Source organism: Neolewinella aurantiaca, assembly GCF_008014675.1.
In the GTDB taxonomy this organism is placed as follows: domain Bacteria; phylum Bacteroidota; class Bacteroidia; order Chitinophagales; family Saprospiraceae; genus Neolewinella; species Neolewinella aurantiaca.
On record NZ_VOXD01000019.1, the window covers coordinates 77,243 to 102,539 of the forward strand.

Consider the following 25,297-nt stretch of genomic DNA (forward strand, 5'->3'; position numbering starts at 1 on the left):
AGTATGACTCTAAAATGGCTGTCACGACAAATTTTAGGGAAGCAACGCTTAGAAAGACGGCATAAATACACGTTATTTGCCCGTCAGGGCCCAATGCCCTCTCTCGCCACGAACCGAAGAGTATTCATGGCGTTACTCCCTTTGTACTCTTTAATAGTCAAGCACTGCTTACAAAAAAAGCTAAGTCGCATAAAACGCTCCCGCCACAATGGATAGTCTTAAACAGAAATTTGCAGAAAAAGCACTCACCCTTTACAAAGAACTTCGCGCCATCGGCAAAGAACATGGCGATAAAGTGATGGGCGAGGTAACCCTCAGCCAGATCACCGGTGGTGCCCGTGGCATCAAAATGATGGTTTGGGAAACCAGCCAACTCGACGCTCAGGAAGGTATTCGTTTTCGCGGTTATTCTATTCCTGAAATCAAAAAATTACTCCCCAGCGGACCTCAGGGCGAGCCTCTGCCCGAAGGTTTGTTCTGGTTGATGCTTACCGGTGAAATTCCTACCGAGGAAGAAGTCAACGCCCTCACCAAAGACTGGCAGAGCCGCGCCGAAGTTCCCCAGCAGGTGTACACCACCCTGGACAGCCTCCCGGCCGACACTCACCCCATGACCCAGTTCACCATCGGTATCATGGCGATGCAGTCCGACAGTATTTTCGACCGCCGCTACGCCGAAGGCATGGCCAAGACCGATCACTGGGACGCCGTCTACGAAGACAGTATGAACCTCATCGCCCGCCTGCCGCGGGTAGCTGCTTACATCTACCGCCGCGCCTTTAAGGGTGGCGAGCACATCGCTCCCGACACCAGCCTCGACTGGTCCGCTAACTTCGCTCACATGTTGGGCAGCGACGACGAAGACTTCCGCAGCCTGATGCGCCTTTACCTCACCATTCACGCCGACCACGAAGGAGGAAACGCCTCTGCACATACCGTCAACCTGGTAGGATCTACGCTTTCAGACCCTTACCGTTCCTTTGCTGCGGGTATGAATGCTCTGGCTGGCCCGCTGCACGGTCTTGCCAACCAGGAAGTAATCAAGTGGATCTTCGAGATGATCGAAGAGCTTGGCACCAAGACGCCTACGAAAGAACAAATCCAGCAGTACGTACAGGAAACCCTGGACGCCCGCAAGGTTATCCCTGGTTACGGCCACGCTGTTCTCCGGGAGCCCGATCCGCGCTTTACTGCTCAGCGCCGCTTTGCTGAAGAGTACATCAAAGACAGCGACCTGATCGAAACGGTCTGGAAGATTTTCGATGTGGTTCCTCCGATGCTCGAAGCACTTGGCAAAGTGAAGAACCCGTGGCCCAACGTCGATGCACACTCAGGAGCACTCCTCGTTCACTACGGCTTTAGTGAGTATAGCTTCTACACAGTACTATTCGGAGTCAGTCGAGCCCTGGGTGTACTGGCTGCCGGCATCTGGACCCGCGCCCTCGGTATGCCACTCGAACGGCCGAAGTCCGTTACCAGCGACTGGATCAAAGATCAACTTAAATAAACTGCTTGTTCGTTGGTGCGCCGGGCTTCCGGGCTGGCGCACCAACCTTCAACAGGCGGCCAACCAATAGCCTAACCAACCAACAGACCAATAATGAACGTACCAGCAAACCTTTTTTACACCGAGGAACACGAGTGGGTTCTGATTGAAGGAAATACCGCTACGGTAGGAATCACTGACTTTGCTCAGGATGCCCTCGATGAACTTGTCTACGTGGAAGTGGAAACCGTAGGAGAAGAACTGGAGCGCAACGAGGTCTTTGGGACCATCGAGGCGGTAAAGACCACCAGCGACCTCTTCTTGCCACTTGCCGGCAAAATAATCGAATTCAACAGTGAACTCGACGAGAACGAGGGCGACAACCCAACACTCGTAAACGAGGATCCTTACGGTAAAGGATGGATCATCAAGGTTGAACTTGCCGATGCTGATGACCGCGAAGGTCTGCTCTCTCCGGAGCAGTACCAGGACCTGATCGGATAATTTTTTTTGGAACACCCACCAAAAAAATATCCGAAGGCATCTTCTTCCCGTAAGCAGCGCATACAATGGTTTGCCTCAGGTGCTTACACACTATTTCTCATCGTTGTGAGTCTTCTGCCTGGTGGAAACGTGCCGTCAATTCCTGACTGGTTTTCACTTTTTTCGCCCGATAAGGTGGCTCACTTTGGTGCTTACGGTGTTTTTGCCCTATTATTGTCGGTAACCTTTTCGGAGGGCCGTATTAAATGGGTGATTCTTCGTTCTGTTTTTATCGCTGCCGGCTTCGGCGTTTTGATGGAAATACTACAAGGAATCAGCGGAACAGGACGGCATTTTGACCCTGTAGACATGGTGGCCAATTTATTGGGTGCCGTTCTCGGAGGGCTCGTTTACTACCTGTTCAAACTACTTAGAAAAAAGACCTCTGCAACGGCGGCGGATCTCAACGATTAACTTTTATAAACTCAATAGTCATGGATATCTCTCTTTCCGGAGGTGCCCTGGCAGGAACTTTGGCAGCTCTTTTGGTGCTGTTTATTGTCATGATTCTCGTCCTGAGAAATGTGTACAGTAAGCGGACGGAGAAGGCGCTTCAGGGGGAATACCAGGCGGCTGACAATGCGGACAAATCGTACCTCCTCAACCGAGCGAAGTACGAGCGTCTGGATGTTTTCAGCCTCAGCTCCACCTTCTTTAACTTCGGTCTCGCTCTTGCGGTAGGTCTTTCCCTGCTCGCTTTTGGCTGGACCCAGTACTCTAAAGAAATTTTTATTCCCGATGGCGCCCTCGAACTCGACGAAGAGATCGAAATGGAGCCACCACGGACGGCCGAACCGCCACCACCGCCACCACCGCCACCACCACCCGTAATTGAGGAGGTGCCGGAAGAAGAGCTCATCGAGGAAGACCCACCGGAATTCGAGGATACCTCTATCGACGAAGAAACCGTGATGGAAGCTCCACCGGAAGTGAAGGAGGAAGCGGCACCACCGCCCCCACCGCCCCCACCACCACCACCCCCGAAGCCAAAGGTTGAGGAGATCTTTAAGGTGGTAGAGCAAATGCCACTCTTCCCAGGTTGTGAAGACATGGGCAGCTACGCTGAGCAAAAAGCGTGTGCTGATAAGAAGATGCTCGAATTTATCTACGGTAACATCAAGTACCCCGCCATTGCCCGTGAGAACGGTGTTGAAGGTATGGCCGTTGTTTCTTTCGTAGTAGAGAAAGACGGTTCGGTAACCGATGCCAAGGTAGTGCGTAACCCCGGTGCAAAAACCGGCGAAGAAGCACTCCGCGTAGTAGAACTTATGAACACCAAGGGCCTCAAATGGAGCCCGGGTAAACAGGGTGGACGGAACGTACGCGTTCAGTTCAACCTCCCGGTGAAGTTCAAACTCGAGTAGAAGGAATCTCTTCCTTATTACAGAAGAAGCCGATGTCGTTCCCCTAACGGAACTTCATCGGCTTCTTTCGTTTAGGATATTTTCACCCGCCTGAGTCCCAAGCAAGCAAACATCATTCCCGCCCCGGACAACTAGCTCATGTTCAAATTCGTTAGCTTTACGTTCTCCCTATAGAATCCCCCCAATGAACAGGCTTATGCGTTGGTTACTACTATCACTTTTCCTTACCCTTACTACCCTCGTTTCTGCCCAGAACAACCAGCTCGCGCAGCAATATTATCGCGACGGGGAGTACGAAAAATCAGCAGAGCTTTACCTGGCTCTCGCTAAGGAAAAACCCGGTAACAGTTTCTACTTCGACCGCTACGTTACCAGTCTTCTCCAACTCCAACGTTACGACGAAGCAGAGAGCGCCCTGAAGAAACAATTACGCAAACGGCCAGAAGAGGTATCTCTTTACGTCAAGTACGGCCAGTTGCTGGAAGAAAAATTTGACGAAGAAGGCGCGAAGCAGCAATACCTTAAAGCGGTGGAAGAGCTCCCTGCCGATCAGTACCGCATCACCCAGTTGGCCAATGCGTTCATCGGGATGACAAAGTACGAGTACGCTATCCTGGCTTACGAAAAGGGCGCAAAACTCTTAAAGAAAGAAGGACTCTTTAGCTATAATCTCGGCGATCTCTACCGACGTAAAGGAGAAATCGAGCCAATGATCAGTAACTACCTCGATGCTATCCGGGATCAGCCAAAAAGGGTTCGTCAGGTTCAGACGTACTTCCAGCGTTACCTCGATAAAGATGGATTGTTGGAAGCTCAGAAACAGCTTTACGCCCGCATTCAGGAGTCAGGAGAAAAAGACCCGACTTATCCGGAAATGCTGGCCTGGGTTTTTATCCAACGTAAGGATTATAAATCTGCACTCCGCCAGGCCAGAGCCCTGGATAAGCGGCTCGACGAAGAAGGGGAACGCGTCCTCGGCATCGGGCGGATGGCCGCCAACGCCCGCGATTACGAAACCGCCATTGCCGCTTTCGATTACATCACGGAAAATAAGAACCCCGGAGGCGGCCTCTACCTCGAAGCTAAGCGGGAAGGCTTGCTCACCCGCCGCCGCGCCATTACCGATGGCTACGACTACACCCGCGAAGACCTGAAAATACTGGAAGCGGCTTATGAAGAATTCCTCGCAGAATTCGGCACCAATCCTGCTTCCGCCCGTATTGCGATGCAACTCGCCGAGCTCGAAGCAATTTACCTCAACGACCTCGACAAAGCAGTTAAGCTGCTCAACGACGTGGTCGAAACCAAGGGTGTTCACGCCAAAATTCAGGCCCAGGCTAAAATTTCGCTGGCCGATTATTACCTGATGCAGGGTGAAGTATGGGAGTCGACCCTGCTCTACAGCCAGGTCGACAAAAAATTCAAGGAAGACCTGCTCGGGCACGAAGCCAGATTCCGCAATGCCCGTCTTAGTTACTTCCGGGGAGACTTCGAGTGGGCACAGTCTCAGTTCGATGTCCTGAAAGCTTCTACTTCCCGTTTGATCGCTAACGATGCACTCGATCTTTCGGTCTTTATCATGGACAACCTCGGCCTCGACACCAGTGCCCTGGCCCTGCAAACTTACGCTGACGCGGAGCTTCTGGTTTTCCAGAATAAGTTCGACGATGCATTCGCCAAACTCGATGAGCTGAAGGCCAAATTCCCCGGCCATGAACTGGAAGATGACATCGTTTATCTCAAGTCGAACATTTACGTTAAACTGCGGCGTTACGACGAAGCAGTTGCCGGTTACCAATCTATTCTCGACAACTACCCCGAAAGTATCCGCCTTGACAACAGCCTCTGGAAACTTGCGGGTATTTACGAAAACCAACTCGACGATAAAGAAAAAGCCAAGCAGCTTTACGAAACCCTTTTCATCGATTACAGCGGCAGCATTCTGGCCGTTGAGGCACGGAAGAAATACCGGGAACTGAGAGGAGACGCGCTTTAGCGGGACAGGAAGCGGGCGGGGACTTCCTCCGTTAGCCAAACGTTGTTGGCGGAACAGTAAAATTTATAGCCTTCGGCGTGCATTGCACCGGCATCGACGGTCAGGACAACGGGCTTCCCGTGGCGGGCCCCAACCTTGGTAGCGGTTTCCAGGTCCAGGCTGAGGTGTACGTGCTGCCGGGATCTTGCCTCCAGGCCCGATTTCAGAATGGAGTCAACCGAAGTAACCGCAGTGCCGTGAAACAATTTTGCGGGAGGAGTTAGGGGCTCCAGGTTCAGATCGATGTCGATACTGTGACCCTGACTGGCACGGATTTTCCGTCCGTCTTCACTAAATGCAAAACGTTTTTTATCGTTCTCTTCAACTACTTTTTCCAGATCGGAGAGGGAGAGTTCCGTTCCGCTGCCCGCCATCTTGTGCAGCAGTGATTTCACATCGGCCCATCCCTGGGCGTCCAGTTCGAGGCCAATTGTTTCGGGCTTGTGGCGCAACACCAGACTCAGTTTGCGGCTGGTGCGAATAATTTTTTTCGGGTTCATTGTCAAGCGTTATGTTGAATAAATAACAAACACCCCAGCCCCTAAAGTTGCTTTGGGCCCTGACGCAGGTGCAAAGTATGGTTTCGGGAAGCGACGTCACTGCACCCGCCGGTCATTATTATCTTTGCCGGCAATGGCTATATACTTCTCATCTGATTTCCATCTCGGCGTTGCTGCCCGTGTTTCCAGCCGCGAGCGCGAAGACCGTATCGTCTCCTGGCTCGACGATTGCTGGAAGAAGGATGCCGAAGCCTTTTACCTCGTCGGTGATCTCTTCGAGTTTTGGTTCGAGTGGGCCGAAGTTGTTCCCCGCGGATACGTGCGGTTCTTCGGAAAGCTGGCCGAAATCGTTGACGCTGGCATTCCCGTGCATGTCTTCACCGGCAACCATGATATGTGGTTCGGTGATTATCTCGAACAGGAAATAGGTGTAACGATGCACCGCAAGCCTCTCAGGACGACACTGCTCGGCCACCAGCTGCTCATTGGCCACGGCGATGGCCTGGGCCCCGGAGATTATGGTTATAAACGGCTGAAGCGACTCTTTGCGGCAAACTGGTCTCAATGGCTCTACGCGCGCTTACACCCCAACTTCGCCATGCGCCTCGCTTTCTTTTTCAGCGGCAAAAGCCGCAGCAGCCAACCCCCGGAAGATGAGTTCCTCGGTGCAGATAAAGAATGGCTCGTTGCGTACAGTGAACGAAAGATCGCAGCAGACCCAACGCTGGACTATCTGATCTTCGGGCACCGCCATCTTCCCATCGATTTTAAGCTCTCTAACGGAAAATCACGCTACCTTAATCTGGGAGAATGGCTACATTACCAGTCGTACGTCAGGCTAGACACAAACGGGGCAAAACTCCTGTTCTGGCCAGTCCCAACTTAAATGAAGTATAATTTTAACGTAAAAAATCTTAACGCACGGGTTTCTCCAACTACAATATAAAAAACCGCATTAGAAACAAGAAGCCTTATGTCGGTTGGTAAACCCGTCATAATCCGTTGTGATTGAACTAAAACCGCACCCCAGACGTAAACTCAAGGTAAAGAGAGCTTTAGAAATTTTGTAATTTTGTAGCTCTTGACCGAGAGCAGAAGAGTTTTATTTTTTTATTATGCCCACGATGAACTGACCATTCATCACCTGACCACCGCCGGCTAGACCGCGGACAAAACCATATCCATTGCCAACGAAGAATCCCGAATTAAAGTTGTCAGAACAACAAAACACACCGGAATCTCTGCCAAATGCGGCACTGCGAGATTATCACATCTGCCGGGTAAGCAGGGAACTCAGCAACGTCATCCGGCGGGATGTACTTACCGGCAGGGCAAAATTCGGAGTCAGCGACGATGGAAAAGAATTGTACCAGGTTGCGATGGCCCGGGCGATCAAAAACGGTGATTGGCGAGCAGATTACTACCGGGGGCACACCCTTCTTCTTGCCCTGGAGATTGCTTCGGTAGAAGACATCCTTGCTCAGTTGTACGCCGACGCCAAAGAGGACCCGTTCAGTGTTGGCCGCTCGATGGTCGGTCACCATGCCACTCCGTTTGTGGACCACGACGGGAACTGGCTCGATCACCTCGCCGGGTTCAACATCAGCAGTGCGACCTCCCCTACTGCCGGCCAGATGGCACGTGGCCTTGGTCTCGCTTTTGCGAGTAAAAAATACCGCTCCGGAGAAGGCTTACCCTCCGGATTCAGCGACAACGGCAACGAGATAGCCTGGACGGAAATCGGAGATGCATCGACCTCGGAGGGTGTTTTCTGGGAAACCCTCAATGCCGCCGGCGTACTACAGGTTCCCATGATTACAACCGTAGTGGACGATGGCTTCGGGATATCCGTCCCCGTCGAGAAGCAAACGACCAAAGGCAGCATCAGTAAAGCCCTTGCCGGCCTCAAGGAAGAGAAAGGAGAAACAGGAGGTATCGAGATTCACCACGTACACGGCTGGGATTACCCCGCGCTCACTGCCCTCTACCCTTCCCTTGCATCCCGCGTGCGCGCCACCCACCGTGCCGCCGTAGTACACCTGACCCAGCTGACGCAGCCCAACGGCCACAGCACCAGCGGCAGCCACGAACGCTACAAAAGCAAAGAGCGGCTGGCCTGGGAGAAAGAATTCGACTGCCTCGTGCAGTTTCGCCACTGGATGATCGCCACCGGCGTTGCCGAAGCAAGCGACCTCGACGAGATCGACAAGCGAGCCAAGAAAGAAGTCATGGCAGCCCGCAAAAATGCCTGGGATCGCCTGAACAACCGCCTGAAGAAACGGCGCAACGAGCTGGTGGCCCTCTTCCCCACCAGTGACCCCTCCATCGAGATTTACAACAAATACAAGGAGGCCATCAATCGCCTCGATATGCCCAACATCTCGGAACTGATCGATGAGATGCGCCGACTCCGGCTCCAACTGGGCCAGACCCCACTGCTGCCACAACTGCAGGAATGGCTGCGCGACGCCCGCCGGGAACTTAAGACGGACATGGGCTCTCACCTACTCAGTGAAACGCCAAAATCACCCGTTCGCCTGCCCGCTCTTCCGCCAAAAACAGAAGAGGGCCAACCCACGGTACCCGCGTACGAGTTGCTGCAGAAATATTTCACCGCCAAATTTGAGAACAACCCCGCCCTTTACGCTTTCGGAGAGGACGTAGGCCATATCGGCGACGTGAACCAGGGGTTTGCTGGTCTGCAACTCAAATTCGGCGAAGACCGGATCTTCGACACCGGTATTCGAGAATGGTCTATCGTTGGCCAGGCGATGGGTATGTCGATGCGCGGCCTGCGCCCGATTGTAGAAATTCAGTACCTCGATTACATTTTCTACGCACTTCCGTTGTTGACCGACGATATTGCGACCCTACGCTGGCGAACCGGTGGCACCCAGGCTTGTCCGCTCATCGTTCGGACCCGGGGACACCGCCTGGAGGGCATCTGGCACAGTGGCAGCTACCTGGCTCCGCTGATCAACAGTTTGCGGGGCATTCACCTCTGTGTACCGCGCAACATGACCCAGGCCGCAGGGATGTACAACACCCTGCTGCAGGGTGATGACCCGGCGATAGTGATCGAGGTTCTTAATGGCTACCGCCTGCACGAGACTGTACCGCAAAACCTTACGGATTTCAGGGTTCCGCTAGGTGTCCCTGAATGCCTCCGGCCGGGTACAGACCTGACGATTGTAACCTACGGAGCGTGTGTAAAAATATGTCTGGAGGCCGCCGAACTGCTGGCCAGCAGAGGTATTGACGCCGAAGTGATCGACGTTCAGACCCTCATGCCTTTCGACCTCGAGCACCGCCTGGCCGACCACCTCAGCCGAACCAACCGTCTTCTCATCGTAGACGAGGATGCCCCCGGGGGCACTTCGGCGTTCATCCGCCAGCAGATCCTGGAAGTGCAGGAAGGCTACCAGCACCTTGATGGAGCCGTAAAGACACTCACCGCTGCAATGCACCGCCCTCCGTACGGAGATGACGGGGACTACGCCGGTAAGCCTCAGGTGATGGACGTGGTAGAAGCCTCGTTTGAAGTGGTCGAGTTTTAAGACGAGACAGGCCCCTCTTACGGGTCCCTGGCAAGGCTTAAAGGCAACCTAAAGCCAAAAGCACCGTCTCTACCAGCGCAACTACCTGTTTACCTTTGCGCCATGTCTTTGAGCTTATCGGACTTTTTTGTTCTGGCCAGCATCCTCCAGGGTTTCTTCCTGGGTATCGCTATTTTAATTGCTCCGTTCTTCCGGAGCGAAACGAATGTCTATTTAGGCTGGAGTGTGATCATGATGAGCCTGATCACGTTTCTGGGCTGGCAGGACTTCGGCAATTTCTGGATAGATTATGCCTGGTCGCTCATGCTCGAATTTCTCTTTCCTGCTCTCCTGTTTCAGTATTTTCTGAAGGTGCTGGACCACCCATACCTCAGGGCGTGGTGGTTGCCACTCGTGTACGCTCCCTTTTTCGTTTTTCTGCTGGTGGATCTGGTCATCGACCTCGACTTCGTTTTTGACGTTTACGAACTGCCCTTCTCTCCGGAGAGCCCGGGCTTTGATTTTTTCGACAGCCTGGAAGACAGCCTCGCTCTGTGGTACAACATCTTCATGATCAGTTGGATGTTCCGGCTCGCACGGGCAGATACCCGGCTCGCTCCGCTGAAAAGACAATGGCTCGTCCGGTTCAGTATTGCCATGGTGGGGATTCTGGCGATATGGTTCCTGTCGGATCTCGTCCGGGTCGAAACGAGTATCGACAATCCGTACGCAGCCATCTGGATCGCCATATCGGTGCTCTTTTGGTGGATTGCCTACGTAGGTGTGTACCAACTCCGGATTCTGGACGAACAGACCGAAATACACCACCTTTTGCACAGGAACCGGAGCGTCGTACGGGAAGAGCCCGTCCTCGTTGCAGCAACTGCAACCGCCAATAACAGCTACGCCCCCGCCCTGGAAAGTCTGATGCAGGAAGAAGAACTCTTTCGTAACCCGGACCTGGGGCGGCAACTGGTCGCAGAGCGTTTGGGCATCAGTGAAGGTTACGTATCCGAGATCATGCAGGACAGCGTAGGCAAGAGTTTCGTGGAGTACGTCAACAGCTACCGGGTCGATGCCGCAAAACTGATGTTGAAAGATCAATCCTTCGCTCCCTACTCTCTGGAGGCAATTGGGCGGGAAGCGGGCTTCAGGTCCCGCAGTACTTTCTACGAAGCGTTCAAGAAGGCTACCGGACTTACACCGGGCTTGTACAGAAAACAGCAAAAACCGTCCTGATTCCACGGTTTCCCGGAATTCCGGACAGGCCGGTGGCGGATATTTTTGTTCCGTGGGGAGGTTTACTACGATGTTTGGCACATCTTAAAACAACCTCTGCACCCCCATGCCTTCAAGTTATCTGTTTCCGCTGCTACTGCTGCTTTGTTCCATTACCCTTAGTGCTCAAAACGTGTACGCTCCGCAGTACACCAACACATTTACCATAAGCCTTGGCCTGCACCAGGGATACTTTAAAGACCAGAACTTCTCGCCCCTCAACTACCGGGCCTCCGGGCTTCGGGTAGGGTTCGGCTACGCCCGTAACACCAAAGGTGGTAACCGTTGGCACACCGGTTTGGGCTTTGGGCTTACCGAGTTAAAATCCGGCATAGAGAACCAACTCGCTACAGACCGCTTCCTCCTCGATGTCTCCGTTGGCTACCTGAAAGGATTGGCGGGCAACGACGAAGACAAACAACACTACCTGGGCGGCAACTTTCGCTCTTACGTGGACATCAGTATTTTCGACGGGGCCGAAGCCATCACCTTTTACGGCTTGCACGCTTTCGAACTCGCGGGCGCCCTGAACTGGAAGACGGGTAACAAGCACCGACTGACGGCGGACGCCTCACTTCCCGTTTTCGGTTTACTCTCCCGCCCACCTTATTCGGGCTGGGATAAATTCATTGGCGACAACTCCAACAACATCCCTAAGATAATTACCCGCGGTGACTGGACGACCATCGGCGACTTCTTCGGGCTGCGCGCGGGCCTGGGGTGGCAATACCAACTCGGCCAGCACTGGGCGCTGGGCGCCCGGTACGATGTCGCCTACTACACCACCCGGCAGATCGATCCGGTCCGAATTCTGAACAACACCTTTTCGGTACAGGCCGTCCGCAGCTACTAACCAACGGCCCAATCCGCCATGCCGGATAAGCAATTGCCCCTGAAAAAATCCACACCAAATGAAAAACATAATTTTCCTGTTTGCCCTTATCACATTATCACTTACCGGTTGCCAGAAAATGGTACTGGGCGAAGACGAAGCCAACAACCCCGAGAACAATTTCGAGCTGTTTTGGAATGACTTTGACCGGCACTACGCCCTGTTCGGGGTTCGGGGCTGGAACTGGGACAGCATCTACACCGAGTTCCGCCCGCAGGTAACACAACAATCCCTACCCGATGAGCTTTGGGACATCCAACGGCAGATGATTGCCTACCTTGATGATTCCCATACCTTCATTTACCGTCCGGGGGTCAGCTTCTTCGCCTCAGGCTCGGAGGAAGATGAGCGTACAGCAACCGAATTCAGCCTTCCGCTCATCATCGACAAGTACCTCGAGACCATCGACTCCTCTTCGGAAAACGAATACATCTACGGCAATTGCACCGGTCGCAACATCGGTTACCTCTACCTCGGCGGCATGAAAATCGAGGACGAAAGCATCATCGACGACATGATCACAAACATCGGAGACAACGATGCGATCATCATCGATCTGCGCAACAACACCGGTGGCGACGACAATGCAGGCGCAGCTATTGCCGGACGCTTTGCCGACCACGAGGGTTTGGTGTACACAGTACAGGAGCGAAACGGTCCGGCCCATACAGACTTTGCGGGAAAGACAGAATACTTCCTGCGACGGCAGGGGCCCCGGCAGTTCCTGAAACCCGTTGTGCTCCTGACCGACTACATTACGGTAAGTGCAGCGGAAGTCTTTCTGATCTACATGAGCTCACGGGAACAAACCACGCTGATCGGGACACCGACGTCGGGCGATTTTTCGGATACAAGTATGCGCCGTTTTCTTCCCAACGGAACGGAATACCAGTATTCGATCATGAAATTCCTGTTGCCCGACGGGACGAGCATAGACGGGACGGGGCATATTCCCGACCTGTTCATCCGCAATTCCGCCGAGGACATTGCAGCTGAAAACGACCGGGTACTGGAGCGGGCATTTACTTTTTTGTTCGAAGAATACGGCATCGAGTAAAAGCAAATCAGGCGCGGACGCAGGTGCAGAAGAACGGTTTTACGGAGCCCCAGGCCAGGGAACAACCACTGCCTGAAAGCATACTTTGCACCAGCGGCCGCGCCTCCTCTTTGCTATCAGTTTTCCTCTATTTACCTTTGCCCCATGACTGATTACCTGAAACTAGCCGCCGAAGTAGGCGAGATTGCCCGCAAAGCGGGCGCAGCCATCATGGCCATCTACGAAACCGAAGACTTCGGCGTAGAAATGAAATCTGACGACAGCCCCCTGACTAAAGCCGATAAAGCCGCCAACGATGTAATCGTTGCCGGTCTTGAAGCCCTCGAATTTCAGGCTCCGATCGTGAGCGAAGAAGGCAAAGAGCTAAGTTACGCGACCCGTTCGCAGTTTACCCGCCACTGGCTGGTAGACCCGCTGGACGGAACGAAGGAATTCATTAAGCGAAACGGAGACTTCACCGTAAACATCGCACTGATCGAAGCCGGGAAAGCGATCCTCGGCGTTGTTTATACACCCGTTGCCAACGAGCTTTTCTACTCAGCCCCCGGTCAGGGAGCTTTTGAAGTTCTGACCGAAGGAGGTGAGCCTAAAAAAATACAGGCGGCTTCTTTCACCCTTCAGGACAGCAACCTCCGTATCGTTGCCAGCGCGAGCCACCTCAACCAAGCGACAAAGGACTTCATGGATAAGTTTGACCAGCCGCAGATCGTGCAACGCGGAAGCTCCCTGAAGATCATGGAACTCGCCCGTGGCAATGCCCACCTTTACCCGCGCCTGGCCCCGACAATGGAATGGGACACCGCTGCCGCCCACGCCATCCTGCTGGAAGCAGGTGGTAAGATGGTAGACGACGGAACCGGCAAAGAAATGCGCTACAATAAAGAAAACCTCCTCAACCCCCACTTTATCGGATACGGTGCAGTTCAGGAGGAGTTACTATCCTGCTAATGGGTAATGAGCAGATGTAGTGGGTAGTGTGCCGCCGCTGCTTTCTCTCCAGTCGCTATACTCATTCGCCCCCCCGTGAGTGAGCATAGCGCCGCGTTGTATACCTAAGACAAAGAGGTTAGGTGTAGCGTTTTCGGAGCACTGCCCACTATATACTACTGACCATGCTCTCTATAATTTATACGACTTACAACGAGATCGACATCATCGAACGCTCCCTGGCAACCGTTGCCAACTGGTCGGATGATCTTGTGGTGGTGGATAGCTTCAGCGATGACGGAACAGCAGAGTTGCTCCGCAGAACCGAAGGTGTAACCCTCCGGCAACGCAAATACGTCGGTCCTTCAGACCAGAAGAACTGGGCCATTGCGCAGGCCAAACACGAGTGGATCCTGCTTCTCGATGCAGACGAACTCGTAACACCAGCCCTGCGCGCCGAGATAGAAGCCCTGCTGGCTGCCGGGGAAATCCCCCACGATGCCTACTGGATCGGCCGCGACAACCATTTCATGGGGCGCCGGATTTACCACTCCGGCTGGGCCGGAGATAAGGTGATCCGGTTTTTTCACCGCGACCGCTGCCGCTACAACGATAACCAGGTCCACGAAGAAATCATCACCGAAGGCATCAGTGTCGGCTGGCTGAAGGGCCGCATGGAGCACTACACCTTCAAGGACCTCGACCACTTCCTGGCCAAGACCCGGCGCTACGCCAAGTGGTCTGCTCAGGATTATGCGGAGCGCACACCGCGCGTTGGGCTTTACCACCTGTTCGTGAAGCCGGTTTACCGTTTTTTCAAGCATTATGTGATGCAGGGAGGCTTTCGTGACGGACGGGAGGGGCTCATCATTTCCGGAGTACTTGCCTGGGGAGTATTTCTGCGGTATGCTTATATGATGGCTGAGCGCATCAGTAAAAAGCAACCATAGCCCCGGAACTGGTACTCCCTCCGGAGCCCTTATTCTGGTCATTGTTGTCTGCCTTCAAAAGCCTGCGGATACGGTAGCCGAAACAGTGAACGTATTATTTGATTTGCTCTTTTGTCATAACATTTCGCTTCGCGTCAGCATTTACAGACAGTACCCCACCCCATATGGCGAACTTTTTCGCCGTAAAAAGATTCGATTCTCAGCGAAAGTCAGAAAGCCTGCTTTCAAAGCAGATGCCCGATATGCCAAAGCGCAAAAAGGAATTCGGCTGGCGAGTCGGGACCTTTATTACTTTTGTCTTTACCGCTCTTTTCCTTTCACCCCTTACTCCTTTACCTGTGTCTACCCCCAACATAACCATCATCGGCGCCGGAGCCGCCGGCCTTGTAGCCGCCATCGAACTGGAAAAAGCGGGCTTCAGCCCATTGCTGCTTGAAGCAACCGACCGGGTTGGAGGACGGTTGAAAACCGATAAAGTAGATGGTTTTATTCTCGACCGCGGTTTCCAGGTGTTGCTTACGGAATATCCAGAAGTGAATCACTACCTCGATTTGGAGGCACTTGATCTTAAGACATTCCGGCCCGGAGGCCATGTTCACACCAGACAAATGCACTTTCGTTTTGCCGATCCGCTGCGCGAGCCGGCGCAGCTTATCCGTTCGGCCCTTTCTCCCGTTGGAACCCTGAGCGATAAAATCAAACTGGCCCGCCTCGGGCTGAAACTGAGAAGAACCCCCATCGAGGATTGCTTCCCCGGCTACGCCGAGGTACGGACTATTGATTACCTCTGGAGCCTCGGCTTTAGCGAACAGATCGTGGAGCGCTTCTTCCGACCTTTCTTTGGTGGCATATTTTTAGAACAGGACCTGCACACCCCGGCTGCGATGTTTCGGTTTATTTTCAAAATGTTCGGGGCGGGGTCAGCCGCTTTACCTGCCGACGGCATCGAAGCGATACCGAAACAACTGGTCGGGCAACTAAAAACGACGGAAATTCGCTGCGATACGCCAGTACAGGAGGTGAGCGGCACCACCATTACTCTAAAAGATGGTACGCAGCTGGAATCGCCCGGCGGCATCATCATTGCATGTCCGCCAGAGCAAATTCTCCCCCAGCTGGCCGGCCCGTCAACACAATGGAAAGGCACTACCAATCTTTACTTCTACAGTAACCGGCGCCTGAAGGAGAACCGGCTGATCAACCTCGTTTCTGACCCCACCAGCCTGATCAATACCTTTTGCGTGCTGGACGAAGTCTCGCCAAGTTATAAAGTCAACCACCAGGGCGGCTCCCTCATCTCCGTCACCCTCCGCGACATGATGCCACGCGAGAGCATCATCGGGCAGGCCGAACAAGACCTCCTGCGCCACAGCCGACTCCCCAATGACAGCCTCAGGTTCCTGGCGCGCTATGATGTAGAACAGTCTTTGCCCAGACTCAGCCCGGTTGCTTACCAGTACACTCCTACCCAATGCCGGGTGGCCGACCGGATTTTCCTTGCCGGAGACCATCAGCTCAACGGGTCGCTCGATGCAGCTTTCCGGAGTGGCAGGTTAGCGGCGAAGGCAGTTTTGAGCGTTTAATTTTTAAATTCAATTTATCTACAGTAAATTGTTGCATATTCAACGGCTTCCCACCTGCCGAACACAATACTTATCCACACAACGCCCGCTGTGCCTGCGACTGCTTATCCGAACAGAAGGTCCCTGACCATATTCCCCATGACCACCAACTGGCTAAAGACTGATTTTGGAACGTTCAGGATGTCCGCTACCGAGCAAGGCCTTACGGAAGTACGACTCACCGACACAAAACCTCCTCAGAACCTTTCTTATCCGACCAATCCTCACCTGAAGGCTGCCTCTGAGCAACTCCTGGCTTACTTCGCAGGAGCGCTGCGGGAGTTTGACCTGACGTTTGACTGGACCGACGCAACAGATTTCCACAAAGCCGTTTGGCACGAACTCACCCAGATCAAGTACGGTCATACGTGCAGTTATCAGCAAATCGCCGACAAGGTCGGCGCGCCGAAAGGGATGCAGGCCGTTGGGCAAGCCAACCGTCGTAACCCCATCGCTATCATCGTCCCCTGCCACCGCGTAATTGCAAAAACGGGTGATCTTCAAGGCTACTTCTACGGGCTCGATTTCAAGCGTAAGCTACTCGCCCTCGAGAATCCGCTGAGCTTTGGCGAACAAGGAACATTGTTTTAAACGCCGGAAAGTTAGGCACAAACCAGATTGTCGCGATTGCTCCTCCCCAGCCCAGCGATGTGGGGAGGGGGTTGAGCGACAATCTGGTTTGCGCCCGGAAAGTTTGCCTTTTCCGGGCGCGGCCGCAGGTGCAATGAGCAGGACAAAACCCTGAATTATACGTTAAGCGTACCTTAAACGACATTCCATTATTCTCCTTTCCCCTATCTTGCCAGCACAATAGTCTCTTTGAATATTAAACAGAATATCCTCAAATCGCTGGTATTCCTACTTCCTTTGCTGGTTACGACCTCGTGTATGCCCGATTGGCCAGACACCGCCGACCGCTACGAGGTTTCCGGTATTGATGTGAGTCACTACCAGGGCGCCATCGATTGGGACGAACTGGCCGCCGACGGACACGACTTCGCCTTCATTAAGGCTACCGAGGGGAAGGAACTCAAAGACAAAGCTTTTTTCGCCAACTGGACCCTTGCCGGCAAAACGGGAATCCGCCGTGGTGCCTATCACTTTTTCCGCCCCGAAGTAACGGCTGAACATCAGGCCAGAAACTACTTCGCGGCCGTCAACCTGGCCCCGGGGGACCTGCCGCCCGTCATCGATGTCGAAGACCGTGGTAAACTCTCCGCCAAACAGCTTGTCCGGCGGGTCAACAGCCTCGCCGAAATGATGGAGATCCGCTACGGAGTAAAGCCCATCATTTATACCGGCCAAAATTTCTACAATCGCTATCTCGCTGGTCAGTTTGATGACTATCCACTCTGGCTGGCGCGTTACGACCAAGACGAGCCCGTGACGGTATGCGGCCGTGATTATCACTTTTGGCAGTACACCGACCGGGGCGAGCTCCCCGGCATCAATGGCCGGGTAGACCGCAATGTATTCATGGGTACTCACCTGGACCTCGCAATGCTGTGCCTGCCGCCCTCTCCGGGTGCGGGTCCTGCAGACCTGGCTAAGACCGAAGAAAAAACGCCAATGCCCGTCGTCGTTACGGATGACCTGGCCGGGTTTGGACGGTGACCAGAGCTATAACCGGCTGAACAACCCCACACCTTGCACCTGCGGCCCCGCCCCTTTATACTTCCTCCGTTCCTGGAATAGCGAACGTCCGTCCGCTGAGGCTGTCGGTGAATGCGTGCTTGGTATTCGCATCGATCTGGAGTTGATCCGCCAAAAAGTCGGCAAGTAAAAGACCGATGGTAGGGGTTTCCACCAAAAAGCCATCGTGACCGTAGTCGGAAGACATCACATCGAGGCGGCTGTTGGGGATGTACCGGCTGAGCAACGATTGCTCCTCGGTCGGGAAGAGCACATCAGTATCGATGCTGATGATGAGGGTAGGCGATGTAATTTTTTGCAAAGCGGCGGCTTCGCCTCCGCGTTTCCGGCCCAGGTTGTGGCTATCCATGCCCCGGGTGAGCGCATAGTAACAAGTCGGATCGAAGCGTTTCCAGAGTTTGTACCCCTGGTAACGCTGGTAGCTACTCGCCCGGAAGTCGTCTATATCATCGGCATCGGGCTGTTGTTGCGTAGCGTGATAGGTACGGTAATGTCGGTAAGAGAGTACCGCCACAGAGCGGGCGGCCTCGAGCCCCAAACGCCCCGCATCGGGAGCGTCGGTCCCCAGGGTGGGGTCGGCCCGCAGGGCCATTCGCTGGCTTTCGTTGAAGCCTATCCCGTAGGGCGAAAACCTCGCGTTAGTGGCCAGGAGGCAAAGCAGATCGAAACGATCCGGATTCAGACAGGCCCACTCTCCGGCACACTGTCCACCCATACTACCTCCCATCAGAAGGCGAATCCGGCGAATGCCGAGATAATTGGCGACCAGGTCGAAAAACCGGCCCTGATCCCGGGTGGTAACAAGCGGAAAGTCGAGCCCGTAGGGTTTACCCGTATCGGGGTCAATGCTTTTCGGGCTGGTAGTCCCGTAGCTGCTGCCCAGCATATTGACACAAACGATGAAGTATTGGTTGGGGTCGATCGTGAACCCTTCCCCAACAAGGCCCGGCCACCAGTCTTCAGCATCGCTGTTAGCAGTCAGCGCGTGGCAAATCCAGATCACATTGTCGCGGGCCTCATTCAGCTCACCGTAGGTATTGTAAGCTGCCGTGAGGTAAGGCAGAGACGCCCCCGACTCGAGCGTAAAGGGATGGTTTATATGAAGGTAATTGGTCAAGGTAAACTTTTAAGTAAATCGTTAGAACAGAAAAACACTAAAGAGCGGGCAAACGGCAAGCAACATTTTTGATATCAGGCTCGTGCACCGGCCGAGTAAAGAACAGCGTCTTACCCACGAGCGGTTACGAACTGATTAGTTTGGCCAGCAGATTGATTTGCCCGAGATGATAAATATCATGTTGTACAGCCCCGTCAAGCGCATGCCGGTAGGTGTAGTAATAGTCCGGATGAAGTTTTTCGTTGACTTTACCGTAATCGAATTCTTCGAATGCCCGTAGCATTTCGTTTTTCGTTTCCCGGAGTTCGGCCAGCATTTCAGCCTTCGTCTTTCCGGAATAGTCTGGCCAGTCTTCGGGGGAATTGAGTTCGATCTTCGGCCGGGGAAGCCCTCGAAAGCGCAAGGCCGTATTTCTCCGCCAGGCCACAATGTGCCCAACCAGCTGGGCGATGGTTCGGTGGCCGACGGGTTGGTGAAAGTCAGCTTCGTCAATCGGCTCAAGGCTTTCCTCCACGCCGGAGCCAAACATCGGCATCGGGCGGTGAAGCACTTCGTATTGTTCCTGGTAAAATTCGGTAGTCATGATCGGTTCTTTTGATGATAGAAGGCGGGTTGCACCAATGGAGTTACCCGCACAAGCATTAGCTCAGCAGTTTAGCAAGAAGGTTGATTTGCCCCGTGTGGTAAATATCGTGCTGCATTATCCCCAGCGCGAGGTCGCCACGGCTGTAGCCATACTGAGAAGGGAAGTGAGTATCCAGGTCGGCATCGGTGAGTCTTTCCAGTGTAGCGAGCAACGCCACTTGCGTATCGGCCAGTTGCTGTAAGAGAATCGCTTTGGAGAGACCGGAGCAATCCGGCCAGTCTTCTTCGGTATTCATTTCGATGCCGAAGTCGGTACGACCGTCGAGGCGGGCAATCGCAAAATTGCGCCACGCAATTACGTGGCCGATCAGATCAGAAATGGTTCGGTGGCCATGCTGCTGGTGCCACTTTTCTTCAGGTATTTTATTGAGGCTCTCGAGCACCCCGGAGCCATACCACGGTTGAGAAGCGTAGACGGTGTTGAGATGTTTGGCCAGGTAGTTTGTTAGCATTGTTTTCGTGGTCTGGTCGGGAGCGCTGCTCCTTCGGGGGGGGGGGAGGGTGAAAACCCCGGGACGCCAGACCGACGCTTCGCGTCGGGCCGGGTCCGGGGTTAGAACGAGTCGATCCCACCGGGATCGGAGACGGATACACTAGTAGACTAGATGAGATCGAGAGCCTGCTGGAGGTCTGCTTTGATGTCATCGACATGCTCGATGCCTACACTCAGCCGGAGGGCATTGGGATAAACACCGGCAGCCAGTTGTGCCTCGGCAGGAAGTTGCTGGTGGGTAGTTGCCGCTGGCTGAATAATGAGCGTTTTGGCATCACCAACGTTGGCCAGGTGGCTGATCAGTTTGAGGTTATCAACGACTTTGGTCGCAGCAGCTTTATCGCCCTTGACCTGGAAGCCGAGAACACCGCCAAAGCCGTGCGTCAGGTACTTCTTAGCGTTGGCGTGGCCGGCGTGGTGGGGCAACCCGGCGTAGGTGACGCTTTCCACTTTCGGATGCTCATCGAGCCATTGGGCTATTTCCAGCGCATTATCTACGTGGCGCTGTACGCGCAGGCTCAGGGTTTCGAGGCCCTGAACGTGGAGCCACGCGTTGAACGGGCTGGCAGCAGGGCCAAAATCGCGCAGGCCTTCCACCCGGGCACGGATGGCGAAGGCGATGTTGCCAAAAGGACCATCTTTGCCGAAAACATCGTTAAATACGAGGCCGTTGTACCCGGGGCTAGGATCAGTAAACTGCGGGTATTTCCCGTTACCGAAGTCGTAGGTACCACCATCGACGATGACACCACCAATGCTCGTTCCGTGACCTCCGATCCACTTCGTCGCAGACTCAACCACAATGTCAGCGCCGTGCTTCAGCGGTGCACACAGGTAACCGCAAGCTCCGAAGGTATTATCGACGATTAAAGGCAGATCGTGGCTTTTGGCCACGGCGCTGAGGCCTTCGAAATCGGGCACCAGGAAGCTGGGGTTGGGCAGCGTTTCGGTGTAAATCGCTTTCGTTTTGTCGTCGATCAGCTTAGCGAAATCAGCAGGATCGGTGCTTTCGGCGAAGCGTACTTCGATGCCGAGGCGCTTGAAGGCTACTTTAAACTGGTTGTAAGTTCCGCCGTAGAGGTACGGGCTGGAGACGATGTTTTCACCGGCCTGCGTGATGTTATTGATGGCCAGAAACTGCGCCGCCTGACCGGATGCCGTAGCTACCGCAGCAACACCTCCCTCGAGGGCGGCTACCCGCTTCTCGAATGCATCCGTAGTCGGGTTCATGATACGGGTGTAGATGTTACCAAATTCCTGCAAGGCGAAAAGTTTGGCACCATGCTCGCTGTCGCGAAAGGTGAAACTTGTCGTTTGATAAAGCGGCAACGCGCGGCTGCGGGTGGTTTCGTCGACCTCCTGGCCGGCGTGTAACTGAAGTGTTTCGAATTTCATATTTTCAGGTTTTTCAGACTTGAAGCGGGCTTATCCGCCAATGATGTCCGAGGTTAAATCGATTTAGCTTTAAGGTTTTTTTGTGGTGATCTGATCAGGATCAGTTCTTGATTTGCGTAGCACCAAAAAGGTCAGGGCGCGGGCGCAGGTGCAGGCCGGCGTTCGTTGAGGGCAGCGTTGAACTCGGTCATGATTTCCTGCACCTGCGAAGTCCGACACTGCCAGTTGACGAAGGCGGCCCGGAGCCCCTTGCGGCCAAACAAGACCGTTGGGGTGAGGAAATAGCGGCCCCGGTCGTTGAGGCGTCGGACAAAAGCATCCACTTCCTCCGTTGTGGCATCTGCGAGCGTGAAGGCCACTACGTTCAGCCTGACCGGAGCCAGGAGATCGAAAGCGGGGTCACCGGTGATTGCTTCGCCCAGCAGCGCGGCCGTTTCTGTACAACGAGCAACGATGTCTTCGTAGCCCGGGCGCCCGTAGGCCTGCAGGCTGAACCACGCGGGCAGTGCCCGCAACCGGCGGCTGTTTTCAGGACCTGCGTTGAGGTAATTGAAGTCTGCTGCCGGATCACCGAGGTAAGGCGCGCTGCTGTTCTGGAACGTTGCAATCTGTAACGGCAGATGCTCCTCCCGGACAAACCAGCAGGCCGAGTCGTACGGTACGTTGAGCCATTTATGGTTGTCGATGGTGATGCTGTCCGCCATTTCCCAGCCTGCCGTCAGGTGGGCGTGGTTGGGGCTAAGGGCCGCAAAGCCGCCGAAGGCGGCATCTACGTGTACCCAACAATTATGCTCTTCGCGCAGGCGGGCGATGGCCAGCAGGTCGTCGAAATCGACGGTATTGACGGTGCCTCCGCTCGCGATGATGATGAATGGTTCGCCTCCGAGCGAGGCTATTTTTGTTTTCAGATCGTCGGTATCCATCGCTTCACGACCGGGCAGGGTTGCGACCCCGACGATGTTCCGGCTCCCGATACCCAGCATCGCCAGACACTTGACGGCCGAGCTGTGCGGCGTCGCCGTAAAAATTGGGATAGTGCGTTGCAGCCCGTCTTTTGCGATGTCGTACCCTTGCTGCTGCCCGACCCACTGGCGGGCAACACCGAGGCTGGTGAACGACGCCATGGTAGCACCGGTCACGAAACCGCCATTGAATACATCCGGTAGTCCGAAGAGCTCGCGCAACATTCCGATGGTAGACAGTTCGATGGCTGCGGAGACATCGCCGAAGCCTTTAACGGCCTGGGGGTTCTGATCTACCGCCGAGGTGAGCCAGTCGCCGATAAGCGCGGCGGGAGTCGCACCACCGGTTACATAGCCGAGATAGCGGTTGGAGGGCGAAGCGACGAGGTAGTCTTGCCATTGCTCTCCGAAAACTTTCATTGCATCCTGCGCGCCGCCGCCCAAAGCCGGCAACGAAAACTCAGGGACCGTACGCAGGGTTCCCCCCGCGGGTCGTTCGTCATCGGCCCGAAAGCCAATGGTGTACTGCTTTACCTGTTCGAGTAAAGAGGCGAGCGAAAGTTCGTCCTGAAGTAGCTGCTTATCCATGATCTCTGCCGATTACGGGCGTGAGACGGATGGCTTGTATGATTGAGTGCATTGGCTGAGGTTTTATAGATCCGCAATATCGCGGCAGGATTTGGCACCTTTTTCAACCGGCCAGGCAGAAGTGGTTGCCAGCGTTTCACAGAGCCTGTGCTCTCCACGCTTCGTTATAAAATGATCCGGACGCTACCGGAACGGTTGCAAATGTAGGGGGCGTTTTGTTACGGGACAAATGATGGAGACTTCATACTTCATGGTTTTACGACTTACAGCCAGCAAACAGCTGCCTTATTTTTTTCGTTGCGGTATAAAACACCAATCATGAAAATACTGCTCATTACCGGCATTGCCCTATCCACCATCATCGTATTCGTCGGAGCAGTTTTTAAACTTCAGTCGTGGCCGGGTAGCGATTACCTGATTCCCGTTGGTCTGGCGGGAGAAGTACTTTGTGTCGCGGGCCTTTTTTACTACCTGACGACGACCGGGAAGAAGCCGGATGCGGAGCTGGAGCTTGATCCGAACGAAGTACCACGTACCGTTGAGGAAGTGGAAGCAGAAATTAACACCGACAAAAACCAGTACGGCTAAGTGCGGGGATGAGACGAACGTATCTTCGCGCCCATGTCTACCACCTTCCGATTATCGGCCCTTCAATTTCTACAGAATGCGGTTTACGCTACTAGTGTAATCAGCCTGGGAACCTACCTGCTGCAGACCCTCGATTTCAGCGGCAGGGAGGTAGGCATGATCTACGCCACCAACGCAATTGCGGCTACTGTGGCACCTCCCCTGGTCGGCTGGCTGGCCGACCGCCACTTCAGTGCCGACCGGATGCTGGCCATCCTGAACGTACTGGCTGCGATTGCGATTACAGCTTGCTTTTACGCTACGACGTTCACGGCGGTTTACGGTCTTATTCTGGCCTTCAACCTGTTCTTTATGCCCACCTTCGGGTTACTGGCTTCTATTTGTTTCCACCAGTTGGATTCCCCGGCCCGAAGTTTTCCTGCCGTCCGTGCCTGGGGCACGGTATCGTTCATGTTGGTTGGTCTGGGGCTCAGTTTCTTTGGGGTGGAGAACTCTCCCTGGCCGCTTATAGCCGGCGGAGGGCTGGCGGCGCTGACCACCCTGATGGCGTTCACCTTACCCCGCATCCCTCCGCAACCGGGCTTCAACTTCTCGATGCTGACCGGCCCCGAAGCGGGCCGCATCATCCGTGAGCCGGGGATGATCGTTTTACTGCTGGCAATGCTGCTTTCCTGCATCCCGTCGTCCTTTTACTACAGTTTCGTGAACCCCTTCCTCAACGAGGTCGGCTGGTCGGCAGCCGCAGCCAAGATGTCTTTGGGCCAATTCTTCGAGATCGGCATCCTGTTTGCGATGCCGTACTTTTTCAGGAAGATCCGGTTTCGGAAGTTGTTCTTCTGGGGTTTATTCGCCTGGGGCTTCCGGTACTTTCTTTTCTCTTTTGCCCGGCCGGACAACTACGAATTTCTGCTCTACCTCGGTATTGCCGTTCAAGGGGTAGCCTTTGTGTGGATCGTGATCGCGGCTCAGATCTACGTAGACAACCGGGTACCGAAAGCGCTGCGCAGCACCGCCCAGGGGCTGGTCTCGTTTGCCAACCAGGGAGTCGGCGTTTTCATCGGCAGCTGGGTTGCCGGCGAGGTAGTACTGGCCAACACACTATCAGCGGGCGGGCATGACTGGTCGGTGATATGGCTCGTCCCCGGCGTCGTCGGTGTTCTGAGTGCGTTTGGGTTCTGGATGTTTTTCCCGAAGGCCAGCAAGCTATGACCCACCATTTATTATTGCAGCCTGACGGCTTGCCGACCCGCCAGGCCGGACATTTCATGCATCTTTATCTGACTTAAACCGTTATAAACAAAAACGATTCATCATGGCTTTTCTCCGCCTTTTCAAACCCCCGAAGAACCAGCAATTCAGCTACAAACCCCGCTATTGGGACCCAAAAAAGGAAGAAGCGGAGAAGCTCAAGGAGCGCGTCGAGCAACTTCAACAGGGTGGCGTTGATGCGATGAAAACCCGGATTTCGGGCGGTTTCCGGAAGGGCGCCGGCGGCGCCGCTGCGGGAGCTTACCGCAGTGCCCGCGTCAAAAAATCCAATTCAACCCTGCTGATCGTTTTGATCTCTTTAATGGGTATCGCCTACATTGTTTACCAACTCTACTTCCCCGAGTTGGAAGCCTGGCTGAGCTAGTTCCCGGCTAAAAACCGAGTGTTTCCAACGGTC

24 protein-coding genes and 1 riboswitch are annotated in these 25,297 nt (G+C 54.3%); of the genes, 18 read left to right on the forward strand and 6 right to left on the reverse strand.

What is annotated here, in order from left to right; all coding sequences use genetic code 11:
- Positions 1-208 precede the first annotated feature (208 nt).
- The 5 genes from FUA23_RS13250 (at position 209) to FUA23_RS13270 (ending at position 5,389) form a co-directional block, all read left to right on the forward strand.
- Complete coding sequence (locus FUA23_RS13250) at positions 209-1,507, forward strand: citrate (Si)-synthase (RefSeq protein ID WP_147931226.1); 1,299 nt, start codon at positions 209-211, stop codon at positions 1,505-1,507.
- 93 nt (positions 1,508-1,600) lie between these two features.
- Positions 1,601-1,990 (forward strand): glycine cleavage system protein GcvH, encoded by a 390-nt coding sequence (gene gcvH / locus FUA23_RS13255; protein WP_147931227.1) that lies wholly within the window; start codon positions 1,601-1,603, stop codon positions 1,988-1,990.
- 105 nt (positions 1,991-2,095) lie between these two features.
- On the forward strand, positions 2,096-2,443 hold the full coding sequence (locus FUA23_RS13260; RefSeq protein ID WP_222707032.1) for a VanZ family protein: 348 nt from the start codon (positions 2,096-2,098) through the stop codon (positions 2,441-2,443).
- A 20-nt stretch (positions 2,444-2,463) separates the two neighbouring features.
- Positions 2,464-3,393 carry an energy transducer TonB gene (locus tag FUA23_RS13265; RefSeq protein WP_147931229.1) on the forward strand — a complete coding sequence of 310 codons (930 nt, stop codon included), beginning with the start codon at positions 2,464-2,466 and terminating at the stop codon, positions 3,391-3,393.
- A gap of 196 nt (positions 3,394-3,589) precedes the next feature.
- Positions 3,590-5,389 carry a tetratricopeptide repeat protein gene (locus tag FUA23_RS13270; protein WP_246144206.1) on the forward strand — a complete coding sequence of 600 codons (1,800 nt, stop codon included), beginning with the start codon at positions 3,590-3,592 and terminating at the stop codon, positions 5,387-5,389.
- On the opposite strand, the gene FUA23_RS13275 is transcribed toward FUA23_RS13270, so the two are convergent.
- Complete coding sequence (locus tag FUA23_RS13275) at positions 5,386-5,928, reverse strand: RNA 2'-phosphotransferase (RefSeq protein ID WP_147931231.1); 543 nt, start codon at positions 5,926-5,928, stop codon at positions 5,386-5,388. The genes FUA23_RS13270 and FUA23_RS13275 overlap by 4 nt on opposite strands.
- 133 nt (positions 5,929-6,061) lie before the next feature.
- Here FUA23_RS13275 and FUA23_RS13280 point away from each other — a divergent pair, with 133 nt between their 5' ends.
- The 10 genes from FUA23_RS13280 to FUA23_RS13325 all read left to right on the forward strand — a co-directional run bounded on the left by FUA23_RS13280 (position 6,062) and on the right by FUA23_RS13325 (position 17,804).
- Complete coding sequence (locus FUA23_RS13280; protein ID WP_147931232.1) at positions 6,062-6,814, forward strand: UDP-2,3-diacylglucosamine diphosphatase; 753 nt, start codon at positions 6,062-6,064, stop codon at positions 6,812-6,814.
- A gap of 298 nt (positions 6,815-7,112) precedes the next feature.
- On the forward strand, positions 7,113-9,485 hold the full coding sequence (locus FUA23_RS13285; RefSeq protein ID WP_246144207.1) for an alpha-ketoacid dehydrogenase subunit alpha/beta: 2,373 nt from the start codon (positions 7,113-7,115) through the stop codon (positions 9,483-9,485).
- 102 nt (positions 9,486-9,587) lie between these two features.
- Positions 9,588-10,703 (forward strand): AraC family transcriptional regulator, encoded by a 1,116-nt coding sequence (locus FUA23_RS13290; RefSeq protein WP_147931233.1) that lies wholly within the window; start codon positions 9,588-9,590, stop codon positions 10,701-10,703.
- A gap of 106 nt (positions 10,704-10,809) precedes the next feature.
- Positions 10,810-11,595 (forward strand): hypothetical protein, encoded by a 786-nt coding sequence (locus FUA23_RS13295; protein ID WP_147931234.1) that lies wholly within the window; start codon positions 10,810-10,812, stop codon positions 11,593-11,595.
- Between the two features lie 58 nt (positions 11,596-11,653).
- Complete coding sequence (locus FUA23_RS13300) at positions 11,654-12,691, forward strand: S41 family peptidase (protein WP_147931235.1); 1,038 nt, start codon at positions 11,654-11,656, stop codon at positions 12,689-12,691.
- 144 nt (positions 12,692-12,835) lie between these two features.
- On the forward strand, positions 12,836-13,639 hold the full coding sequence (cysQ, locus tag FUA23_RS13305) for a 3'(2'),5'-bisphosphate nucleotidase CysQ (protein ID WP_147931236.1): 804 nt from the start codon (positions 12,836-12,838) through the stop codon (positions 13,637-13,639).
- A gap of 164 nt (positions 13,640-13,803) precedes the next feature.
- On the forward strand, positions 13,804-14,568 hold the full coding sequence (locus FUA23_RS13310) for a glycosyltransferase family 2 protein (RefSeq protein ID WP_246144209.1): 765 nt from the start codon (positions 13,804-13,806) through the stop codon (positions 14,566-14,568).
- A gap of 164 nt (positions 14,569-14,732) precedes the next feature.
- Positions 14,733-16,151 carry an NAD(P)/FAD-dependent oxidoreductase gene (locus tag FUA23_RS13315; protein WP_147931238.1) on the forward strand — a complete coding sequence of 473 codons (1,419 nt, stop codon included), beginning with the start codon at positions 14,733-14,735 and terminating at the stop codon, positions 16,149-16,151.
- A gap of 138 nt (positions 16,152-16,289) precedes the next feature.
- Positions 16,290-16,781 (forward strand): methylated-DNA--[protein]-cysteine S-methyltransferase, encoded by a 492-nt coding sequence (locus FUA23_RS13320; protein ID WP_147931239.1) that lies wholly within the window; start codon positions 16,290-16,292, stop codon positions 16,779-16,781.
- A gap of 228 nt (positions 16,782-17,009) precedes the next feature.
- Complete coding sequence (locus FUA23_RS13325; protein ID WP_147931240.1) at positions 17,010-17,804, forward strand: glycoside hydrolase family 25 protein; 795 nt, start codon at positions 17,010-17,012, stop codon at positions 17,802-17,804.
- A gap of 55 nt (positions 17,805-17,859) precedes the next feature.
- Here the strand turns inward: FUA23_RS13325 and FUA23_RS13330 are convergent, their stop codons facing one another.
- The 5 genes from FUA23_RS13330 to FUA23_RS13350 all read right to left on the reverse strand — a co-directional run bounded on the left by FUA23_RS13330 (position 17,860) and on the right by FUA23_RS13350 (position 23,043).
- Positions 17,860-18,960 (reverse strand): homoserine O-acetyltransferase family protein, encoded by a 1,101-nt coding sequence (locus tag FUA23_RS13330; RefSeq protein ID WP_147931241.1) that lies wholly within the window; start codon positions 18,958-18,960, stop codon positions 17,860-17,862.
- A 124-nt stretch (positions 18,961-19,084) separates the two neighbouring features.
- Entirely contained in the window at positions 19,085-19,543 is a 459-nt protein-coding gene (locus FUA23_RS13335; RefSeq protein WP_147931242.1) for a DinB family protein, read from the reverse strand.
- Between the two features lie 58 nt (positions 19,544-19,601).
- Positions 19,602-20,057 (reverse strand): DinB family protein, encoded by a 456-nt coding sequence (locus tag FUA23_RS13340; RefSeq protein WP_147931243.1) that lies wholly within the window; start codon positions 20,055-20,057, stop codon positions 19,602-19,604.
- Between the two features lie 149 nt (positions 20,058-20,206).
- A complete protein-coding gene (locus tag FUA23_RS13345) occupies positions 20,207-21,493 on the reverse strand; it encodes an O-acetylhomoserine aminocarboxypropyltransferase/cysteine synthase family protein (RefSeq protein WP_147931244.1) in 1,287 nt (428 codons plus the stop codon).
- A gap of 131 nt (positions 21,494-21,624) precedes the next feature.
- Complete coding sequence (locus FUA23_RS13350) at positions 21,625-23,043, reverse strand: pyridoxal phosphate-dependent decarboxylase family protein (protein WP_147931245.1); 1,419 nt, start codon at positions 23,041-23,043, stop codon at positions 21,625-21,627.
- Positions 23,044-23,103: 60 nt separating this feature from the next.
- Positions 23,104-23,216, reverse strand: a riboswitch (SAM riboswitch).
- Between the two features lie 145 nt (positions 23,217-23,361).
- On the opposite strand from FUA23_RS13350, the gene FUA23_RS13355 reads away from it, so the two are divergent.
- From FUA23_RS13355 to FUA23_RS13365, 3 genes are all read left to right on the forward strand, one after another.
- The gene (locus FUA23_RS13355) at positions 23,362-23,631 is read left to right on the forward strand and encodes a GldL-related protein (protein WP_147931246.1); all 270 of its coding nucleotides are present in this window, start codon (positions 23,362-23,364) and stop codon (positions 23,629-23,631) included.
- Between the two features lie 33 nt (positions 23,632-23,664).
- Positions 23,665-24,840, forward strand: coding sequence for an MFS transporter (locus FUA23_RS13360; RefSeq protein WP_147931247.1), 1,176 nt, complete (start codon positions 23,665-23,667; stop codon positions 24,838-24,840).
- A 103-nt stretch (positions 24,841-24,943) separates the two neighbouring features.
- Positions 24,944-25,264: a hypothetical protein gene (locus tag FUA23_RS13365; protein WP_147931248.1), complete on the forward strand. Its 321-nt coding sequence runs from the start codon at positions 24,944-24,946 to the stop codon at positions 25,262-25,264.
- Positions 25,265-25,297: the final 33 nt, after the last annotated feature.

What these genes read in the sequence shown, in the direction of transcription:
- FUA23_RS13250 (WP_147931226.1), top strand. Translation starts at nt 209, where the DNA reads ATGGATAGTCTTAAACAGAAATTTGCAGAAAAAGCACTCACCCTTTAC.
- gcvH (WP_147931227.1), top strand. Translation starts at nt 1,601, where the DNA reads ATGAACGTACCAGCAAACCTTTTTTACACCGAGGAACACGAGTGGGTT.
- FUA23_RS13265 (WP_147931229.1), top strand. Translation starts at nt 2,464, where the DNA reads ATGGATATCTCTCTTTCCGGAGGTGCCCTGGCAGGAACTTTGGCAGCT.
- FUA23_RS13270 (WP_246144206.1), top strand. Translation starts at nt 3,590, where the DNA reads ATGCGTTGGTTACTACTATCACTTTTCCTTACCCTTACTACCCTCGTT.
- FUA23_RS13275 (WP_147931231.1), bottom strand. Translation starts at nt 5,928, where the DNA reads ATGAACCCGAAAAAAATTATTCGCACCAGCCGCAAACTGAGTCTGGTG.
- FUA23_RS13280 (WP_147931232.1), top strand. Translation starts at nt 6,062, where the DNA reads ATGGCTATATACTTCTCATCTGATTTCCATCTCGGCGTTGCTGCCCGT.
- FUA23_RS13290 (WP_147931233.1), top strand. Translation starts at nt 9,588, where the DNA reads ATGTCTTTGAGCTTATCGGACTTTTTTGTTCTGGCCAGCATCCTCCAG.
- FUA23_RS13295 (WP_147931234.1), top strand. Translation starts at nt 10,810, where the DNA reads ATGCCTTCAAGTTATCTGTTTCCGCTGCTACTGCTGCTTTGTTCCATT.
- FUA23_RS13300 (WP_147931235.1), top strand. Translation starts at nt 11,654, where the DNA reads ATGAAAAACATAATTTTCCTGTTTGCCCTTATCACATTATCACTTACC.
- cysQ (WP_147931236.1), top strand. Translation starts at nt 12,836, where the DNA reads ATGACTGATTACCTGAAACTAGCCGCCGAAGTAGGCGAGATTGCCCGC.
- FUA23_RS13310 (WP_246144209.1), top strand. Translation starts at nt 13,804, where the DNA reads ATGCTCTCTATAATTTATACGACTTACAACGAGATCGACATCATCGAA.
- FUA23_RS13315 (WP_147931238.1), top strand. Translation starts at nt 14,733, where the DNA reads ATGGCGAACTTTTTCGCCGTAAAAAGATTCGATTCTCAGCGAAAGTCA.
- FUA23_RS13320 (WP_147931239.1), top strand. Translation starts at nt 16,290, where the DNA reads ATGACCACCAACTGGCTAAAGACTGATTTTGGAACGTTCAGGATGTCC.
- FUA23_RS13335 (WP_147931242.1), bottom strand. Translation starts at nt 19,543, where the DNA reads ATGACTACCGAATTTTACCAGGAACAATACGAAGTGCTTCACCGCCCG.
- FUA23_RS13340 (WP_147931243.1), bottom strand. Translation starts at nt 20,057, where the DNA reads ATGCTAACAAACTACCTGGCCAAACATCTCAACACCGTCTACGCTTCT.
- FUA23_RS13345 (WP_147931244.1), bottom strand. Translation starts at nt 21,493, where the DNA reads ATGAAATTCGAAACACTTCAGTTACACGCCGGCCAGGAGGTCGACGAA.
- FUA23_RS13350 (WP_147931245.1), bottom strand. Translation starts at nt 23,043, where the DNA reads ATGGATAAGCAGCTACTTCAGGACGAACTTTCGCTCGCCTCTTTACTC.
- FUA23_RS13355 (WP_147931246.1), top strand. Translation starts at nt 23,362, where the DNA reads ATGAAAATACTGCTCATTACCGGCATTGCCCTATCCACCATCATCGTA.
- FUA23_RS13360 (WP_147931247.1), top strand. Translation starts at nt 23,665, where the DNA reads ATGTCTACCACCTTCCGATTATCGGCCCTTCAATTTCTACAGAATGCG.
- FUA23_RS13365 (WP_147931248.1), top strand. Translation starts at nt 24,944, where the DNA reads ATGGCTTTTCTCCGCCTTTTCAAACCCCCGAAGAACCAGCAATTCAGC.